Below are 13,657 nucleotides of genomic sequence, written 5' to 3'. Positions count from 1 at the left end.
CGCCATGGATTCGGCCGACCTGCTCATTCGCTGCACCACTCCGTGTAATTCCACGCCAGAAAGGCGACAGCGTAACGGCCCGGGCGCCTGCCCGCCAAGATGGGATCAGGAGCCCAGTGCGACCGCGGCCGGTTCCAGTTCGCCATCGGCGCCGGTCCAGGCCTGCCGCAGGCGCTCGAAGCCACCGCTGCCAAGCAGGAAGCCCGGCCACGCCGATTCAACGATCTGTGCCAGCAGCTCCGCATCAATGCGCCGGGTTCCCATCGACCAGCGCGGAAACGCCCGCTGCGCCACCGGCGCGCGGCACAGCACCTTCAGCTGGCCATGGCTGCGCGCATTGACGATGCGCTGGTACACCGAATCGATACCGTCCTCCGGGCCTTCCAGGTACTGCAGGAAACGGCTGCCATCGAACATCAGCACACCGGTGACACCGGCTACACGGTTGAATGCCGTGGCATCGGCCAGCAGGCGGTCAAGATCGGTTGTCTGCAGATCGGCGCGGGCCTCACTGGCATAGGCAATCGCGTGCAGCGACATCGTGCGGCTCCCCCCCTGGGAACGATGGTTGGGACTATGACATGAATGGGAGCGACAGTTAAACACGCTGCCGCTCCACGGCAATCCAGCTGCGATTCTGCAGCTGGGCTACAATCGGCGCCGCGCTGCAGGCCCGGATGGCGAAACTGGTAGACGCATCGGACTTAAAATCCGCCGGGGGCAACCCCATGCCGGTTCGATTCCGGCTCCGGGCACCAACCGCGCTGCGCGAGTACACCTTAGATTGCACGCGAGTAACGCGGCTGTTCATGCGCCGCGCGCAGGTAGGGGTCGAAACACATCGCCAGCAGCCGCAGCAGCGGCCGACCCGGCTCGCTGGCGCGCACTACACCGTCGCGGTATTCGGCCAGGCCGTCTTCCTGCAACCGCTGCACCGAACGCAGGTCCTCGGCGAAGTACTGCTCGAAATCGACGCCATGGCGCTGGCCCAGCACGGCACCGTCCACCTCGCCCTGGCACATCAGCTGCTGGATGAGTTCAGCGCGCAGCTGGTCGTCGGCGCTCAGTGCCACGCCGCGCCAGACCGGCAGCTGGCCCTGGTCCACCGCGTCCTCCCACGACGGCAGGTCACGCGGATTCTGGCTGTAGGTGGCACCGATATGACTGATCGCACTCACGCCCAGGCCGAGCAGGTCGGTATCGGCGTGGGTGGTATAGCCCATGAAGTTGCGATGCAGCTGGCCGGCACGCTGCGCGCGCGACAGGTCCTCTTCCGGCAGCGCGAAGTGATCCATGCCGATGTACTGGTAACCCGCAGCAGAAAGCTTCTCCACCGCCAGGCCCAGCAGCGCCAGCTTGTCTTCCGGTGAAGGCAACCGGCGCTCGTCGATCTGCTTCTGCGCGCGGAACAGGTGTGGCAGGTGTGCGTAGCCATACACCGCCAGGCGATCCGGTCGCAATGCCAGCACTCGTTCCAGGGTGCGGCCGAATCCCTGCAGGCTCTGTCCAGGCAGCCCATAGATCAGGTCGACGTTGACAGAGCGCATGCCGCTGTCGCGGCAGGCATGCAGGATGTCCAGCGTCTGCTGCACGCCCTGTATGCGGTTGATCGATTCCTGCACATGCGGATCGAAATCCTGCACGCCCAGGCTGGCCCGGTTGAAGCCCAGCCGCGCCAGCATGGCGACATCGCGGGTATCGATGAAGCGCGGATCGAGTTCGATCGAGAAATCGCGCTGCGGCGAATCGCTGAAATCGAAGCGCCGGCGCAGCCCCTCCACCAGCGTGGTCATCGCCTCGGCCTCGAGGAAGTTCGGCGTACCACCGCCCAGATGCAGCTGGATGACCTCACGGCCGTCCTCGAACTGCGGCGCCAGCAGGTCGGCCTCGGCCAGCACGCGCGCGACGTAGCTGTGGCCCCGACCGCGGTCGCGGGTGATCACCCGGTTGCAGCCGCAGTAGAAGCAGGGGCTGGAGCAGAACGGCACATGCACGTACAGCGACAGCGCGCGCGCCAGCTGGTTGCTGTCGGCGATCGCCTGGCGCAGCGCCGGCGCGTCGAAGCCATCGTGGAAGTGCGGCGCGGTCGGATACGAGGTGTAGCGCGGCCCCGGCCGGTCATGCCGGCGCAGCAGGTCGGGGTCGAAGGTCCAGGCCAGGCCACCGGCGGCGGGAGAGAACGTGTCCATGCCGCCAGCATCGCGCCGGACGGCCATGACCGCCTTGACCCAGATCAATCGCGGGTGGGGATTCCCAGCACCGGCAGACCCACCTGCGGCCAGCGCAGCATCTGGTAGCGCTTCCAGAAGCTGTCACCGATGCGCGCGGCGACGTCGTTGGCCAGCTCCTGCATCGGCGGGTTGCCGCACTCGGCGGTGGTGATCCGGAACAGCACCAGCCAGCGATCGAACAAGTCCTTGTCCAGCTCGATGGCCATGTGCTTGGACATCGGCGAGCCCTTGAAGCGGCGCGTGCCGCGCAGCATCGCCGACCAGAAATCGACCAGCTGCGCCAGATGTTCCGGCCAGTCGTGGACATGCGCCTGGAACACCGGCCCCAACCGCTCTTCCTCGCGCACGCGCGCATAGAAGTCGTGGACCAGGCGGGTCACTTCCTGCTCGGTGCACAGCCCGGGCGAGGCGACGGGCAGGACAGGTGGCGGTATTGCGTTCATCGGGGGTACCCAAAGCGTGCCGGCAGTGTGCCGCAGCCGGCCGGCACCGCCGTTGATCCAGATCAATGTCGGCGCAGTCCGCTGCACCTAGGCTGCCACGATTGCAGGAAGCATGCCCTGCGGATGCTGCGCCGGCCTCGGCGGAGTATACGCGCCGCCCTCATTCCGATCCGGGACAGCATGAACAGACCCTCTCCCAGCCGCCGCCAGCGGCTGATCCAGCACTGGGGCGCCATCCTCTGGCCCAGCTTCATCGCTGCCGGCCTGGCCAGCGTGGTGTTCTTCGCCTTCGTCGACCCGCTGCGGTTGCAGGCGATCAGCTTCCCGGGCACGGCGATCAGCCGTGAACTGGGCTATACGGCAGGATTCTTCATGTTCTGGTCGGTGACCGCACTTTCCAGCGCGGTCACCTGGTACCTGCAGCGGCCCCTGCCGAGCGATGACGACGACGAGCTGCCGCTGGGATGAGTACGCCCTGTACCGGAACCGGAACCCCACGCCTCTGGCGTTGGCGCGGCGCGCTCAGCGCGCTCTTGCTGGTCCTGTTCTATGCCCTGCCATGGCTGCGCTGGAATGGACACCAGGCCCTGCTGCTGGACATCAACGCACGGCGCTTCGACCTGTTCGGCTGGACGTTGTGGCCCGGCGATGTCGGCGTGCTGATCGGGTTGCTGGCGGTGCTGGCGGTGGGCCTTGCGCTGCTCACCCACCTCGCCGGCCGCATCTGGTGCGGTCATGCCTGCCCGCAGACGCTGTGGCGTCGTGCCTTCGACTGGATCGCGCACGGCATGGCCAAGGTCTTGCCAGTGCCAGCCGTGCGCCCGGCCACCCAGGTCGCCTGGGGGTTGCTGTCGCTGTGGACTGGCATCACCTTCGTCGGCCTGTTCAGCCCGATCGCCGGACTGCTGGCCGCCGCTCCGCATGCCGGCTGGAGCGGCTGGGAAACATTCTGGGTGCTGTTCTATGCCGCCGCCACCTGGGGCAATGCCGGCTTCCTGCGCGAGCAGGTGTGCCGTTCGCTGTGCCCGTTCGCGCGCATGCAACCACTGCTGATCGATCCACATACACCACGCATGCTGTACGACGCGCGCCGCGGCGAACCGCGCGGCATGCGCCCTCCGGGCATGGGGGGCGTGCTCGGACGCGGACGCGGCCTGCTCGACCCGACCACCGCACAGGACTACGTGTTCCGCGCCGCACATCCGCTGCTGGCCGGACCGATGCCCACCTTCAGCGCCGATCGCCTGGGCGACTGCACCGACTGCGCCGCGTGTGTCAGCGCCTGCCCGATGCAACTGGACATCCGCCAGGGACCGCAGGCCGATTGCCTGGCCTGCGGCGCCTGCCTGGACGCCTGCTCGCGGCAGCAGCACCAGGCCGGTTTCGGCCCGGGGCTGGTGCGCTACTGCAGTCCGCAGGCCATGGCCGGGCAACCGCGGCAATGGTGGCGACCGCGGACCCTGGCACTGCTGTCAATGCTGCTGGCCCTGTTGGCCTGTGGCGCCTGGCGCCTGCTTTGAATCAACGGGTCAACGCGGCCCGTTGGCGTGCGGCGGCACCAGCTGCGCACGTCGGACGATGCCGAGCTGTTCGATGATCAGCGCCATTTCATTGGTGACTTCGGTACGCTCGGTCCCCTGCGGGACCAGGCGGTCCAGCACCTGCTGGTAGGTATCCCAGAACGCCGGACCGCATCCGTGTTTGTGATAACTGGCTTCCAGTTCGCGGCGTACCCGTTCAGCCAAGCCATGCATGCCGTATTCCATACGACCTCCGTTGGACTTGTTCTGCATCGTTTGACGGTCTACCGACTCACTTGCGAGCTACTGAAAGACTCCCGGGCTTCACGCCCGGTTGATGCCAATTAGTCATAGATTTCACGACAGGTCAATTACATGCAGCGACTTTCGTGATCGAAATTATTAATCGTTCACGAAACCACATACGGGATGACAGGCTTCCCGGATGGGCCGGAGCCGACAACCTACCCGATTCCTCCAGCCTCTGCCCTGGTAGGCCTCATCGATAGCCCGACCCCGTTCCATCGAAGTTTCCTATGTTGCTAAGCATACTTAGCAAATGGCACTTAGAGTGCTATATGCGACAAAAGGCGGCGCAGTTGAGGCTTATTCGCCCTGCGTGGCTTCAGTTGCCGGGAACAGGTTGGGGTAGCGCTGATGCAGGATGTATTGGCGTAACGCAGGAATAGGGAAATCCTTGGGCCATTGCGACACTGCAGATCGGCTTATGCCAAAGAAGCGCGCCAGTTCGGCATCGGTGCGGAAACCCAGCCGGGTGCGCACCTGCCCCTTGCTCCAGAATTCGGTCACGGTCGGTCCTTCTGTTAACCAGACTTATTCTTGGAACAAGGGATCTTTGCGATCCACGCGTTAAGCTGGCTTGCATAGATGAATACTCTCGGCCAACGACTCGCCATTGCCATGAAGAAAGCCGGGCACCCTCGCCCGGCCGATCTGGCCCGCGCCGCCGATTCGACGACGGCAACCATCAGCAACTGGCTCAACGACCACGTCAGCCCCGCCCATGTGAAGGCCGAACAACTGTTCCGCATCGCCGATGCGGCCAAGCTGGACGCGCGTGAACTGCTGTATGGCGTGAGCGGGCTAGGCGTCGGTGAGCGGGGCAATACCTATATCCCCAGCCAGGCCCATTTGGATGTCTGGCAGGACGCCTACGAACTGGTCAGCCATCTGGTGGAAGAGAAAGGCCTGGAGATCGACCATCGCCGCCACGCGGCCCTGGACCTGCTGGCCTTCGAACTGCTGATGGACGGCTTCAGCCGCAGCAAGGTCATCCGGGTGCTGACGACCTCGATGACGTGAATGCACTACCGCTGGTAGCATGGTCGCCGATGGGGATGGGGCTCCCCCGATAACCGCCTGAAAGGGCTGATGGCTCCTGCCAGGACGAACCGGCGTTCGTCGATGGCAGGCCGTGCCTGCCCTCGGCGTTCGCCATCGAATCAGCGAACCCGTACCCGAGGCACGTGATGCACGCATTGAACAACTACTTGCTGGTCTTCATCGGCGGCGGGCTCGGCGCCTGCCTTCGCCATGCCTGCAACCTGATCGGTACGCGGGTGGCAGTCGGCAGCCCGTGGCCATGGTCGACCTTCCTGATCAACATCAGCGGCGCGCTGCTGATGGGCGTGCTGGTCGAAGCCTTCGCCCTGCGCAATGGCGCCTCGCCGCAGCTGCGCCTGCTGCTGGCCACCGGCGTTCTCGGCGGCTACACCACGTTCTCCACCTATGCGCTGGAAATCGGCGTGCTGCTGCAGCGCGGCCAGCACGGCCTGGCAGCGTTGTACGCCGGCGGTTCGGTGGCACTGGGCCTGGTCGGCCTGTTCGGTGGCATGAAACTGGCCCGGCTGGTGCTGGGCTGAGACTCAGGCCGCGCCGGCGCGGGCCTGCCCGCGCCACTCGCGCGGCGACTGCCCGGTGTGCGCCTTGAATGCGCGCGACAGCGCGGCTTCGCTGCCGTACCCCACATCGTCGGCAATCCGCTTGAGCGGTCTGCCCTGGCGCAGTGCCTGCTGCGCCAGGCCCACCCGCCAGCCCTGCAGGTATTGACCGGGCGTGGTGCCCATCGCCTCACGGAAACTGGCAGCAAACACGCTGCGTGACATGCCGGCGACCTCGGCTAGGTCTTCCAGGGTCCAGGACTGTGCGGGCGCCTCATGCATCGCCACCAGCGCCAGCCGCAGCCGCGGATGACCCAGCCCGGCAAACAGGCCACCACGCATTTCGCCACCTTCCATCAGCTGGCGCAGCACCTGGATCATCACCACCTCGAACAGCCGGTTGACCATCGCCGCACGCCCGCAACGCTGCTCGAAGGCTTCCTCGAACAGCAGTTCCAGCGCTGCGTTGCCGCCGTACAGATCGGCCAGCGGCAGGCATATGAAATCGGGCAATGCGGCGCTGATCGGGTTGAGCCGTCCCCCCTCGAAATGCAGGTTGGCGCAGGCCATGTCGGCGCCGTGCTGCGGATCGGTGCTGAACCGATGCGGCATCGGCCGCGGGTACAGCAGCAGGCTCGGTACCTCGACCTGCACGGTCTGCTGGCCGTGGCTGACCTGCAGCGGGCCACGTCGCACCAGGTGCAACTGCCCGGCTTCATCCTCGCCCTCCAGCGTGTTGATGCCGCACAGCGCGCCGGCATGGAACACCGAGGCGGTGACCGAAAAACGTTCCAGCAGAATGGCGAGACGGTCGACCATGACGGGACTCCGGGTCAAGCGAGACTAACGCAATGTGACAGATCGTATCGGAATCGGCGGTTGAGGGGGCGGCACTGGCTGAGTGATCCGTCTCGAATTCATGCAGCTGCGCCAGCATGACGACGGCCGCCTGGTGCTGCGCTACGCCGGGCCTGCCTCGGTATAGCGCATCACCACGAAGCGCTCTTCCGCGGCCGGTGCAACGAAGTGGCGGGTGATACGTTCGAACTCCTCGTCGCTGGCCTGGAACGGATGTTCGCCGAGAGCATTGCGCGCGCGCAGCCGCGCCTTGCAGACCTCATCGGCAATGTCGAGGAAATGCAGTTGATGTGCAGCGCCAACCGGCGAGAACACTTCACGTGCCCACGCGCGGCTGGCTGGCGTATTGAATGGAAAATCGAGCACCACCGAAACACCGGCCTGCAGCAATGCGCGCAGATGATCGGCCAGCACATTGCGCAACGTGGCTGCACGCTGCAGATAGTCGGCAATGGAATGGATTTCGCCCGGATACAGCGCCGCCAGCCAAGTGTCCTCACTGATCAATACGTGGCGCGGCTTCAACGCCAGCTGCTGCGACAGGGTGGATTTGCCGGCACCGATCTTGCCGCACACCAGGTGCAGGGTCGGCGCAGCGTCGTTCGATGAAAGGTCGTGCATCTGCATTCTCCTTGGTGGATTCATTACCCGGGAGAGCGCTGCATGCAACCCGCCTTCCCGGGCAGGTTGCTTGGCCGAGATGACCGCGCGCTACCCCGCCTTCCCGTGGGGAATGCGGATAATCGACGCGATGCTGTGCAGGGCCATGCCGCCAGCGTAGAGCGCAGCACCGCCGACCGGCAATGCCCTGCGGCACTGCAGCGCGCGCAAGGTTGTTCAGGGATCTATGCTCGGCGCCATTCCCGCATGGAATGACCCCGATGCGAACCTTGTTTCGATGTGCGCTTGCCCTCTGCCTGCTGCCCTGGATGACATCGCTGGCTGCACCGCCGCCAGCAGCGCGTACGCTCAGCGGCGAGCGGCAGGGCGCACCGTGGCGGCTGGATGTGCCTGCCGACTGGAACGGCGACCTGGTAATGCTGGCCCATGGCTATGAACCGGTCGGCGTGCCGCGCACCGCCCCCATGGCGGCCAATGACAGCACCGCACCACTGCTGGCAGCAGGTTACGCCGTCGCGCAGAGCGCCTATGCCAGCCAGGGCTGGGCGGTGGCCGATGCGATCACCGACATGGAACGCCTGCGCCAGCAGGCACTGGGTGAACTCAAGCATGTCCGCCACACCTGGATGCTGGGATTCTCGATGGGCGGTGCCGTGACCATCGGAAGCCTCGAACGCTTCCCGCAGCACTACACCGGCGGTGTATCGCTGTGCGGCGCCAATCTCAGTGGCGAACAGATCGCGACCGATCTGCTGACCACGCTGGTCGCGTTCGATTACTTGTTCCCCCAGGCTGATGGGCTGCCGCCCACCGGCCTGCTATCGCGCGAAGCGGCGGCGCTGCCGCAGGGCGAGTTGTACCAGGGCATCGCCAATGCACTGCAACGTGATCCGTCGCACGCCGCAGTGCTGGCACGGCGGCTGCAGGTCTCCGCTGATGCACTGGCCGGCACGATCAGCCTGCACGCGCTGGTCCTGCATGAACTGGCTGCACGGAGCGGCGGCATGCCGATGGGCAACATCGGCGTGGTCTACAGCGGCTTTGGCGATGACACCGCGTTCAATGCCGGCGTGCAGCGTGTCAGCGCTGTTCCCGCGGCGCAGGCGCATGTCCGCAACTCGCTGGCAATCACCGGCGCACTGAAGCGACCGCTGGTGATCCAGTTCAACCACAACGACCCGACCATCGTGCCGCACATGCAGACGGTGTATCCGCAATTGGCCGTACGGGCTGGCGCACGCCCGCTGCCACGCGTGTTGCCGCCGGTGGGCGAAGGACACTGTGGTTTTTCTGGGACACAGGTGGTCGACGCCTTGAAAGCAGTGCAACGCTGAGTCCATCGCGTGCCGCAACGCATCACCACCGTGCGGGAAGGGGCTGCTCGGGTGGCGTGTGTCGTTCAGCCGCCAAGGCCTCGGCCTGACCGGCATGGTGCTGCACGATGCACGCCGCCCGATCGGCATGCAGGGCCAGGCGCTGACCGTGCGAGCGCAACCATGACGGGCCCAGTCAGCCGCCCAGCGTGCCCATCGTGAAGGTGTAGCCCGAGCTCATCAGGAATTCGCGCATGCGCATTTCCGCGCGCCGCGGTGAGGCCAGGCTGGCCGGCGCATACAAGGCATACACCAGGCCCGATCCCTCGATATGCTCGCGGCGGACCTCACAGCGGGCGGTTTCCGAGGCAATCACCCATCCGTCCTTCAGCCGCTCCGGCCCGATGGATTGCCCGTTCTTCAACCGAAAGGTCAGCCAACGCACATCTGCCATGACTTTGCTCATTTCCGTTTCGCTCCGCGGCTGAAGCGACGCGTGATGTCCTTGCTCGCCATTGCGGCTCCCTGAGACGTGGAACCTGACCATAGCGCCTTTCCATGTCGTGGCCGGCTGAGACTGGCGGCCGCGGCATGCGAGCTGCCGCACGGGTTCCCTCGCGGCGTCGGAAATGGCGCCGGCAGGGAGCGTCCTGCCGGCGCAGTTCACAGGCAGGGAACCCGACTCACGCAGCGCGGTCGCTGCCCTGGTTCAAGGCGTGCAGCGCATCGGCCAGCGCCTGGATTTCGGCACGCAGGGCCAGCCGCTGCAACCACCGCCCGGGGATTCCGCGCGCACCATGGAATGCGCCCGCCAGCTGCCCCGCGATGGCGGCCGTGGTGTCGGCGTCCTCGCCAAGATTGGCCGCCTCGAGTACGACGGCTTCAAAGGTGTCGTGGCGATCAAAGCACCAGAGTGCAGCTTCGACACTGTCGACAACATAGCCATTGCCACGGATCTGCTCACGCGCGGCACCGCGGTAGCCGCCCGCCGCGATCTGCTGCAGCCGCGCGCTCTCGACGGGGACATTGCTGAGATCCAGCACCGCGTCACGGGTGCCACCTGCCAACGCCCGCTCCAGCGCGACCGCCAGCAAGCGGCACGCCTCCAGGCACTCCTGCGCAGCGTGCGTCGTTCGCGAACTCAGCTCGGCCATTGCCTGCAGGTCGGGGGTCCCGGCGTAGCGCAATGCCACCGGCGCCAAACGCATGATCGAGCCATTGCCAGCGCTGCGTGGGTCGTCACTACCCGCCAGCGGATGGCCATCCTGCAGGAACCGGTCGATCGCAGCCCGCGTTGCCATACCGATATCGAAGCACTCGCCGGTCGCACTCCAGTACCCATGCCGGTACCAGTTGGCGTAGCGGTTCATCTGATCGTGCACATCGAAGGTGTCACAACGCACCAGGCTCTCGGCCAGGCACATCGCCATGGAGGTATCGTCGGTCCATTGCCCCGGCTGCAGCTGGAACGGCCCACCACCCACCATGTCGGTGATCGGGGTGAAGCTGCCACGAGGCTTGAACTCCAGCGTGGTACCGACGGCATCGCCGCACGCGAGGCCGAGCAAGGCGCCGCGGAAGTGATCAATCTGGTTCATCAGACCAGTGTAGCGCCACCGGATCCGCCATGACTGGCCGCCAGGCCGCGCGACGATCGCGCAAGCGGGAAAGCAATCGTAGCCAACAAAAAAGCCCTGACCGGAGTCAGGGCTTTTCAATTGGAGGCCTCAAGCGGAATCGAACCGCTGTAAACGGATTTGCAATCCGGTGCATAGCCACTCTGCCATGAGGCCAACGTACTGCGCGCCAGGAACGGAACCCTGACAAGACAAAACCCCATGATGGGGCCTGTCGGAACATGGAGCGGGAAACGAGACTCGAACTCGCGACCTCAACCTTGGCAAGGTTGCGCTCTACCAACTGAGCTATTCCCGCGTAAGCCGACATGCTACCGGAAATCCGGAAAACACACCAGCGATTTCACCTTTCTGACTGCGCGCAAAGCCTTGCGGCTCAACGTGCCCCGCCTTGCCGTGGCGGGAGAAAAACAAGGCCCCTGCCGGGGCCCTGTAGAATCTGGAGCGGGAAACGAGACTCGAACTCGCGACCTCAACCTTGGCAAGGTTGCGCTCTACCAACTGAGCTATTCCCGCAGATTCCGTTCGACCTGCGTCGAAGGAGCGCTATTGTGTCCAAATTCCTTCACGCCGTCAACAGTCTTCACATCATGCGGTCACGGGCGTCCGCACTGGGTTACGCTGCCCCGCCCAGCCCCATGCGCCCATGTTCCTTCGCGGCAAACCCTTGTTGATCGCCCTGCTGCTGCATCTGCTGGTGGCGCTGCTGTACTGGGCACTGATTCCGCTGGGAATGAACTGGTATCGCGACCATTTCGGCTTCACCGCCCATCGCGACATCGGCCTGGGCATCGCCCAGTTCCATCTGTTCTGGATGTTCATTGGCGCCCAACTGCTGATCGCAGTGTTGCGGCCATTGTTCGCCAAGCTGCTGGTGCTGGCGGCGCCGCTGGCGTTCGCCAGCTGGACGCTGATGCACGACCATCCGCTGCGCCTGGTGTACTTCACCGTTGGACCTGGCCTGCTGGCACTGGCCGCAATCGCCGCAAGCCTGCGCTATTCGTCGCGGGCAACCTCCCGCTACACCACGGACACCACCGATGCCTAGACGTTACATCCGCCTGTTCTGGCTGCTGGTCGCGCTGACCTGGCTGGCGCTGATCGCCGCACTGGTCAATGCCGGCTTCACTCCGGACTACTGGCTGCTGCACCACCTGGAAGGCGCCGAACTGCCCTACCCGACCAGCACCGTCATCGTCTTCGCGTTGCTGGGCACGGTCGAACTGGTGGTAGCCGCCTTGATCGTGCGGCCGTGGAGACTGAAACGCCTGTGGCTGCGCCTGCTGATCGCCTTCGCCCTTCTGCTGCTGTGGTCGGTGCCGTGGATGCTGTCGGCGATGCATCAGCCGCCGGTACAAGGCATGCATCTGCTGTGGCTGCTGCTGTTGGACGTGGGCCTGCTGCTGGCGCTGTGCATGGTGTCGGCGGTGAGCGCGTGGCGGGCGTTCAGGCGTCGAGGGCGCGCGGATGCGCCCCCGTTGCAGCACTAGGCCTACTTCCGGAACTCCACCCGCACATGCTGGCCGAAGCGCGCCTTGGCCTCGCCATCGAACTCCAGCACGCACTCCACCACCTTGGCCACGCCACGCCCCGCGTCTTCAGGCAGGCGAGCCTGCGCGAACACCGGGCTGATGCGTACCACGCGTGCGGGCGGCAGCGTGCTGGCGTTCTCGGCACCATCGCTGTCTGGCACCACGGTGGCCCTCATGCCCACCTGCACGGCATCGGCGTAGGCCGCGCTGAGTTCGGCACGTACCTGCAGCGGGCGCGCCGGCAGCAGTGATATCGCCGGCTTGCCGGCCTGCACGAAGGCGCCGAGGCCCGGCACCTGGCCGACCACGGTGCCGGCTTCCGGCGCGCTCAGCGACATCTGCTGCAGTTTCAGCCTGGCGTGTTCCAGCTTGTGCTGGGCCATGTCGACCTGCGCACCGGCCACGTCGACATCGGCGCGTACGCCAGCCAGCTGCTGCTTGGCCGCATCGGCCTGCTGGTTGGACGACACGCCTTCGCTCGCACCCGTGGACAGGCGGGTGGCATTGCGCTCCAGTTCGCGCAGCTGCGCCTGGCTGCCCTTCAGGCGGTCATTGGCCAGTGCGAGATCAGCGGTGGCCATCGCCACTTCCTGCTGCAGCAGCGCACCGTCCAGCGACAGCAGAAGCTGCCCCTTCTTCACCGTGGCGCCCTCCTTCACCAGCGCGGCGGTGATCGAACCATCCACCGGCGGCGCCAGCGCGATCAGGCCACCCTCGACATCGATGATGCCGCGCGCCACCGCAACCTTGCCGGCGGTGGCAGTGCTGGCTTTACCTGCAGGTGCCTGGGCGGGCGCGTCCCTGGAACAGGCGCAAAGCAGCAGTGCCGCGGACAGTACCAGGCTGAGGGGAAGCAGGTGCGACGTCTTGGTCATGGGGCGGACTCTACGGTTTCGTTCTGGCGGCGGTCATCACGGACCATGCCGTCTTCCATGGCGATCACCCGATCGGCATGCCGGATCAGGCGCGGATCGTGGCTCACGCACAGCACGGTGGCGCCATGCGCACGTGCGTAGCGATGCAGGATGTCGATCACGCGCTGGCCATTCTCGGCGTCCAGCGCGCTGGTGGGTTCGTCGGCGAAGATCAGTGTCGGCGACTTGGCGAAGGCACGGGCCACCGCCACGCGCTGCTTCTCGCCGCCGGACAGCTGCGCCGGACGCATGTGGCTGCGGTGGCTGAGGCCCACTTCTTCCAGCGCCTTGCGGGCCAGCGGTTCGCTTTCGCGATTGCGCATGCCACGGTAGCCCAGCGGCAACTGCACCTGCTCCAGCGCAGTCAACGCCGGGAACAGGTTGAAGCCCTGGAACACGAAGCCGACATGGTGCAGGCGGAAGCGCTCCACCTCGCCGCGGGTCATGTGGCCCACGTCCTGGCCCAGCGCGTGCACGCGACCGCCATCCGGCGCGGACAGGCCGGACAGCAGCGACAGCAGCGTGCTCTTGCCGCACCCCGAAGGGCCCGAGACCAGGGTCAACTCGCCCGGATAGATGTCCAGCGACAGGCCGCGCAGCACCGGCACCTGTACATCGCCGGACATGAAGGCTTTTTCCAGTGCGTCGGCCTGCAACGTGGGAGCGACGGCATGTTTGGAGGTCATC

Annotated in this window: 18 protein-coding genes, 4 tRNA genes and 1 riboswitch; of the genes, 8 read left to right on the top strand and 14 right to left on the bottom strand. The window is 65.7% G+C overall.

Annotation, left to right across the window (positions count from 1 at the left end; translation table 11 throughout):
• Positions 1–105 precede the first annotated feature (105 nt).
• Positions 106–540, bottom strand: a complete 435-nt coding sequence (locus VG561_RS06580) for a BLUF domain-containing protein (protein ID WP_014646679.1) — start codon at positions 538–540, stop codon at positions 106–108.
• A gap of 131 nt (positions 541–671) precedes the next feature.
• Between VG561_RS06580 and VG561_RS06575 the strand changes: the two genes are divergently transcribed.
• A tRNA-Leu gene (locus tag VG561_RS06575) sits at positions 672–758 on the top strand.
• Positions 759–779: 21 nt separating this feature from the next.
• Here VG561_RS06575 and hemN read toward each other — a convergent pair.
• Positions 780–2,189, bottom strand: a complete 1,410-nt coding sequence (hemN, locus tag VG561_RS06570; RefSeq protein WP_041864131.1) for an oxygen-independent coproporphyrinogen III oxidase — start codon at positions 2,187–2,189, stop codon at positions 780–782.
• A gap of 44 nt (positions 2,190–2,233) precedes the next feature.
• Positions 2,234–2,674 carry a group III truncated hemoglobin gene (locus VG561_RS06565; protein WP_423179480.1) on the bottom strand — a complete coding sequence of 147 codons (441 nt, stop codon included), beginning with the start codon at positions 2,672–2,674 and terminating at the stop codon, positions 2,234–2,236.
• A 180-nt stretch (positions 2,675–2,854) separates the two neighbouring features.
• On the opposite strand from VG561_RS06565, the gene VG561_RS06560 reads away from it, so the two are divergent.
• Together VG561_RS06560 and VG561_RS06555 are read left to right on the top strand one after the other, a co-directional pair.
• Positions 2,855–3,142, top strand: coding sequence for a hypothetical protein (locus tag VG561_RS06560; RefSeq protein ID WP_164167119.1), 288 nt, complete (start codon positions 2,855–2,857; stop codon positions 3,140–3,142).
• Positions 3,139–4,194 carry a 4Fe-4S dicluster domain-containing protein gene (locus VG561_RS06555; RefSeq protein ID WP_142234495.1) on the top strand — a complete coding sequence of 352 codons (1,056 nt, stop codon included), beginning with the start codon at positions 3,139–3,141 and terminating at the stop codon, positions 4,192–4,194. The genes VG561_RS06560 and VG561_RS06555 overlap by 4 nt, the downstream gene beginning before the upstream one ends.
• A 9-nt stretch (positions 4,195–4,203) precedes the next feature.
• Here the strand turns inward: VG561_RS06555 and VG561_RS06550 are convergent, their stop codons facing one another.
• Both VG561_RS06550 and VG561_RS06545 read right to left on the bottom strand, forming a co-directional pair.
• Positions 4,204–4,440 carry a hypothetical protein gene (locus VG561_RS06550; protein WP_005416001.1) on the bottom strand — a complete coding sequence of 79 codons (237 nt, stop codon included), beginning with the start codon at positions 4,438–4,440 and terminating at the stop codon, positions 4,204–4,206.
• A gap of 360 nt (positions 4,441–4,800) precedes the next feature.
• Complete coding sequence (locus VG561_RS06545; RefSeq protein WP_014646673.1) at positions 4,801–5,004, bottom strand: hypothetical protein; 204 nt, start codon at positions 5,002–5,004, stop codon at positions 4,801–4,803.
• 111 nt (positions 5,005–5,115) lie between these two features.
• Between VG561_RS06545 and VG561_RS06540 the strand changes: the two genes are divergently transcribed.
• Together VG561_RS06540 and crcB are read left to right on the top strand one after the other, a co-directional pair.
• Positions 5,116–5,517 (top strand): helix-turn-helix domain-containing protein, encoded by a 402-nt coding sequence (locus VG561_RS06540; RefSeq protein ID WP_005415999.1) that lies wholly within the window; start codon positions 5,116–5,118, stop codon positions 5,515–5,517.
• A gap of 22 nt (positions 5,518–5,539) precedes the next feature.
• Positions 5,540–5,603: riboswitch (Fluoride riboswitch) on the top strand.
• A gap of 81 nt (positions 5,604–5,684) precedes the next feature.
• The gene (gene crcB / locus VG561_RS06535) at positions 5,685–6,077 is read left to right on the top strand and encodes a fluoride efflux transporter CrcB (RefSeq protein ID WP_014646672.1); all 393 of its coding nucleotides are present in this window, start codon (positions 5,685–5,687) and stop codon (positions 6,075–6,077) included.
• Positions 6,078–6,080: 3 nt separating this feature from the next.
• Here the strand turns inward: crcB and VG561_RS06530 are convergent, their stop codons facing one another.
• Positions 6,081–6,914, bottom strand: coding sequence for an AraC family transcriptional regulator (locus VG561_RS06530; protein WP_014646671.1), 834 nt, complete (start codon positions 6,912–6,914; stop codon positions 6,081–6,083).
• Between the two features lie 141 nt (positions 6,915–7,055).
• Positions 7,056–7,574: an AAA family ATPase gene (locus tag VG561_RS06525; protein WP_014646670.1), complete on the bottom strand. Its 519-nt coding sequence runs from the start codon at positions 7,572–7,574 to the stop codon at positions 7,056–7,058.
• Between the two features lie 260 nt (positions 7,575–7,834).
• Here VG561_RS06525 and VG561_RS06520 point away from each other — a divergent pair, with 260 nt between their 5' ends.
• Positions 7,835–8,908: an alpha/beta hydrolase family protein gene (locus VG561_RS06520; protein ID WP_414611777.1), complete on the top strand. Its 1,074-nt coding sequence runs from the start codon at positions 7,835–7,837 to the stop codon at positions 8,906–8,908.
• 175 nt (positions 8,909–9,083) lie between these two features.
• Here the strand turns inward: VG561_RS06520 and VG561_RS06515 are convergent, their stop codons facing one another.
• The 5 genes from VG561_RS06515 to VG561_RS06495 form a co-directional block, all read right to left on the bottom strand.
• Positions 9,084–9,353, bottom strand: coding sequence for a hypothetical protein (locus tag VG561_RS06515; RefSeq protein ID WP_032959304.1), 270 nt, complete (start codon positions 9,351–9,353; stop codon positions 9,084–9,086).
• 217 nt (positions 9,354–9,570) lie between these two features.
• The gene (locus VG561_RS06510) at positions 9,571–10,485 is read right to left on the bottom strand and encodes an ADP-ribosylglycohydrolase family protein (RefSeq protein ID WP_014646667.1); all 915 of its coding nucleotides are present in this window, start codon (positions 10,483–10,485) and stop codon (positions 9,571–9,573) included.
• 121 nt (positions 10,486–10,606) lie between these two features.
• A tRNA-Cys gene (locus VG561_RS06505) sits at positions 10,607–10,680 on the bottom strand.
• Between the two features lie 66 nt (positions 10,681–10,746).
• Positions 10,747–10,822: transfer RNA gene (locus tag VG561_RS06500), tRNA-Gly, on the bottom strand.
• A 142-nt stretch (positions 10,823–10,964) separates the two neighbouring features.
• Positions 10,965–11,040 (bottom strand) — tRNA-Gly (locus VG561_RS06495).
• Between the two features lie 130 nt (positions 11,041–11,170).
• On the opposite strand from VG561_RS06495, the gene VG561_RS06490 reads away from it, so the two are divergent.
• A complete protein-coding gene (locus tag VG561_RS06490) occupies positions 11,171–11,572 on the top strand; it encodes a hypothetical protein (protein ID WP_046429875.1) in 402 nt (133 codons plus the stop codon).
• A complete protein-coding gene (locus VG561_RS06485) occupies positions 11,565–12,014 on the top strand; it encodes a hypothetical protein (protein ID WP_014646638.1) in 450 nt (149 codons plus the stop codon). Before VG561_RS06490 ends, VG561_RS06485 begins: the two co-directional genes overlap by 8 nt.
• A gap of 2 nt (positions 12,015–12,016) precedes the next feature.
• On the opposite strand, the gene VG561_RS06480 is transcribed toward VG561_RS06485, so the two are convergent.
• Together VG561_RS06480 and VG561_RS06475 are read right to left on the bottom strand one after the other, a co-directional pair.
• Complete coding sequence (locus VG561_RS06480) at positions 12,017–12,931, bottom strand: HlyD family secretion protein (RefSeq protein WP_014646637.1); 915 nt, start codon at positions 12,929–12,931, stop codon at positions 12,017–12,019.
• Entirely contained in the window at positions 12,928–13,656 is a 729-nt protein-coding gene (locus tag VG561_RS06475) for an ABC transporter ATP-binding protein (RefSeq protein ID WP_014646636.1), read from the bottom strand. The genes VG561_RS06480 and VG561_RS06475 overlap by 4 nt, the downstream gene beginning before the upstream one ends.
• Position 13,657 lies beyond the last annotated feature (1 nt).

The organism is Stenotrophomonas sp. CASM110 (assembly GCF_049384345.1).
In the GTDB taxonomy this organism is placed as follows: Bacteria; Pseudomonadota; Gammaproteobacteria; order Xanthomonadales; family Xanthomonadaceae; genus Stenotrophomonas; species Stenotrophomonas muris.
This window is presented reverse-complemented; position numbering and strand designations above follow the sequence as displayed.

Bases quoted from the DNA above. Each gene is read 5' to 3' on its own strand.
- VG561_RS06565 (WP_423179480.1), bottom strand. From the start codon at position 2,674: ATGAACGCAATACCGCCACCTGTCCTGCCCGTCGCCTCGCCCGGGCTG.
- VG561_RS06555 (WP_142234495.1), top strand. From the start codon at position 3,139: ATGAGTACGCCCTGTACCGGAACCGGAACCCCACGCCTCTGGCGTTGG.
- crcB (WP_014646672.1), top strand. From the start codon at position 5,685: ATGCACGCATTGAACAACTACTTGCTGGTCTTCATCGGCGGCGGGCTC.
- VG561_RS06515 (WP_032959304.1), bottom strand. From the start codon at position 9,353: ATGAGCAAAGTCATGGCAGATGTGCGTTGGCTGACCTTTCGGTTGAAG.
- VG561_RS06475 (WP_014646636.1), bottom strand. From the start codon at position 13,656: ATGACCTCCAAACATGCCGTCGCTCCCACGTTGCAGGCCGACGCACTG.
- VG561_RS06525 (WP_014646670.1), bottom strand. From the start codon at position 7,574: ATGCACGACCTTTCATCGAACGACGCTGCGCCGACCCTGCACCTGGTG.
- VG561_RS06520 (WP_414611777.1), top strand. From the start codon at position 7,835: ATGCGAACCTTGTTTCGATGTGCGCTTGCCCTCTGCCTGCTGCCCTGG.
- VG561_RS06540 (WP_005415999.1), top strand. From the start codon at position 5,116: ATGAAGAAAGCCGGGCACCCTCGCCCGGCCGATCTGGCCCGCGCCGCC.
- VG561_RS06490 (WP_046429875.1), top strand. From the start codon at position 11,171: ATGTTCCTTCGCGGCAAACCCTTGTTGATCGCCCTGCTGCTGCATCTG.
- VG561_RS06480 (WP_014646637.1), bottom strand. From the start codon at position 12,931: ATGACCAAGACGTCGCACCTGCTTCCCCTCAGCCTGGTACTGTCCGCG.
- VG561_RS06560 (WP_164167119.1), top strand. From the start codon at position 2,855: ATGAACAGACCCTCTCCCAGCCGCCGCCAGCGGCTGATCCAGCACTGG.
- VG561_RS06485 (WP_014646638.1), top strand. From the start codon at position 11,565: ATGCCTAGACGTTACATCCGCCTGTTCTGGCTGCTGGTCGCGCTGACC.
- VG561_RS06580 (WP_014646679.1), bottom strand. From the start codon at position 540: ATGTCGCTGCACGCGATTGCCTATGCCAGTGAGGCCCGCGCCGATCTG.
- VG561_RS06550 (WP_005416001.1), bottom strand. From the start codon at position 4,440: ATGGAATACGGCATGCATGGCTTGGCTGAACGGGTACGCCGCGAACTG.
- hemN (WP_041864131.1), bottom strand. From the start codon at position 2,189: ATGGACACGTTCTCTCCCGCCGCCGGTGGCCTGGCCTGGACCTTCGAC.
- VG561_RS06510 (WP_014646667.1), bottom strand. From the start codon at position 10,485: ATGAACCAGATTGATCACTTCCGCGGCGCCTTGCTCGGCCTCGCGTGC.
- VG561_RS06530 (WP_014646671.1), bottom strand. From the start codon at position 6,914: ATGGTCGACCGTCTCGCCATTCTGCTGGAACGTTTTTCGGTCACCGCC.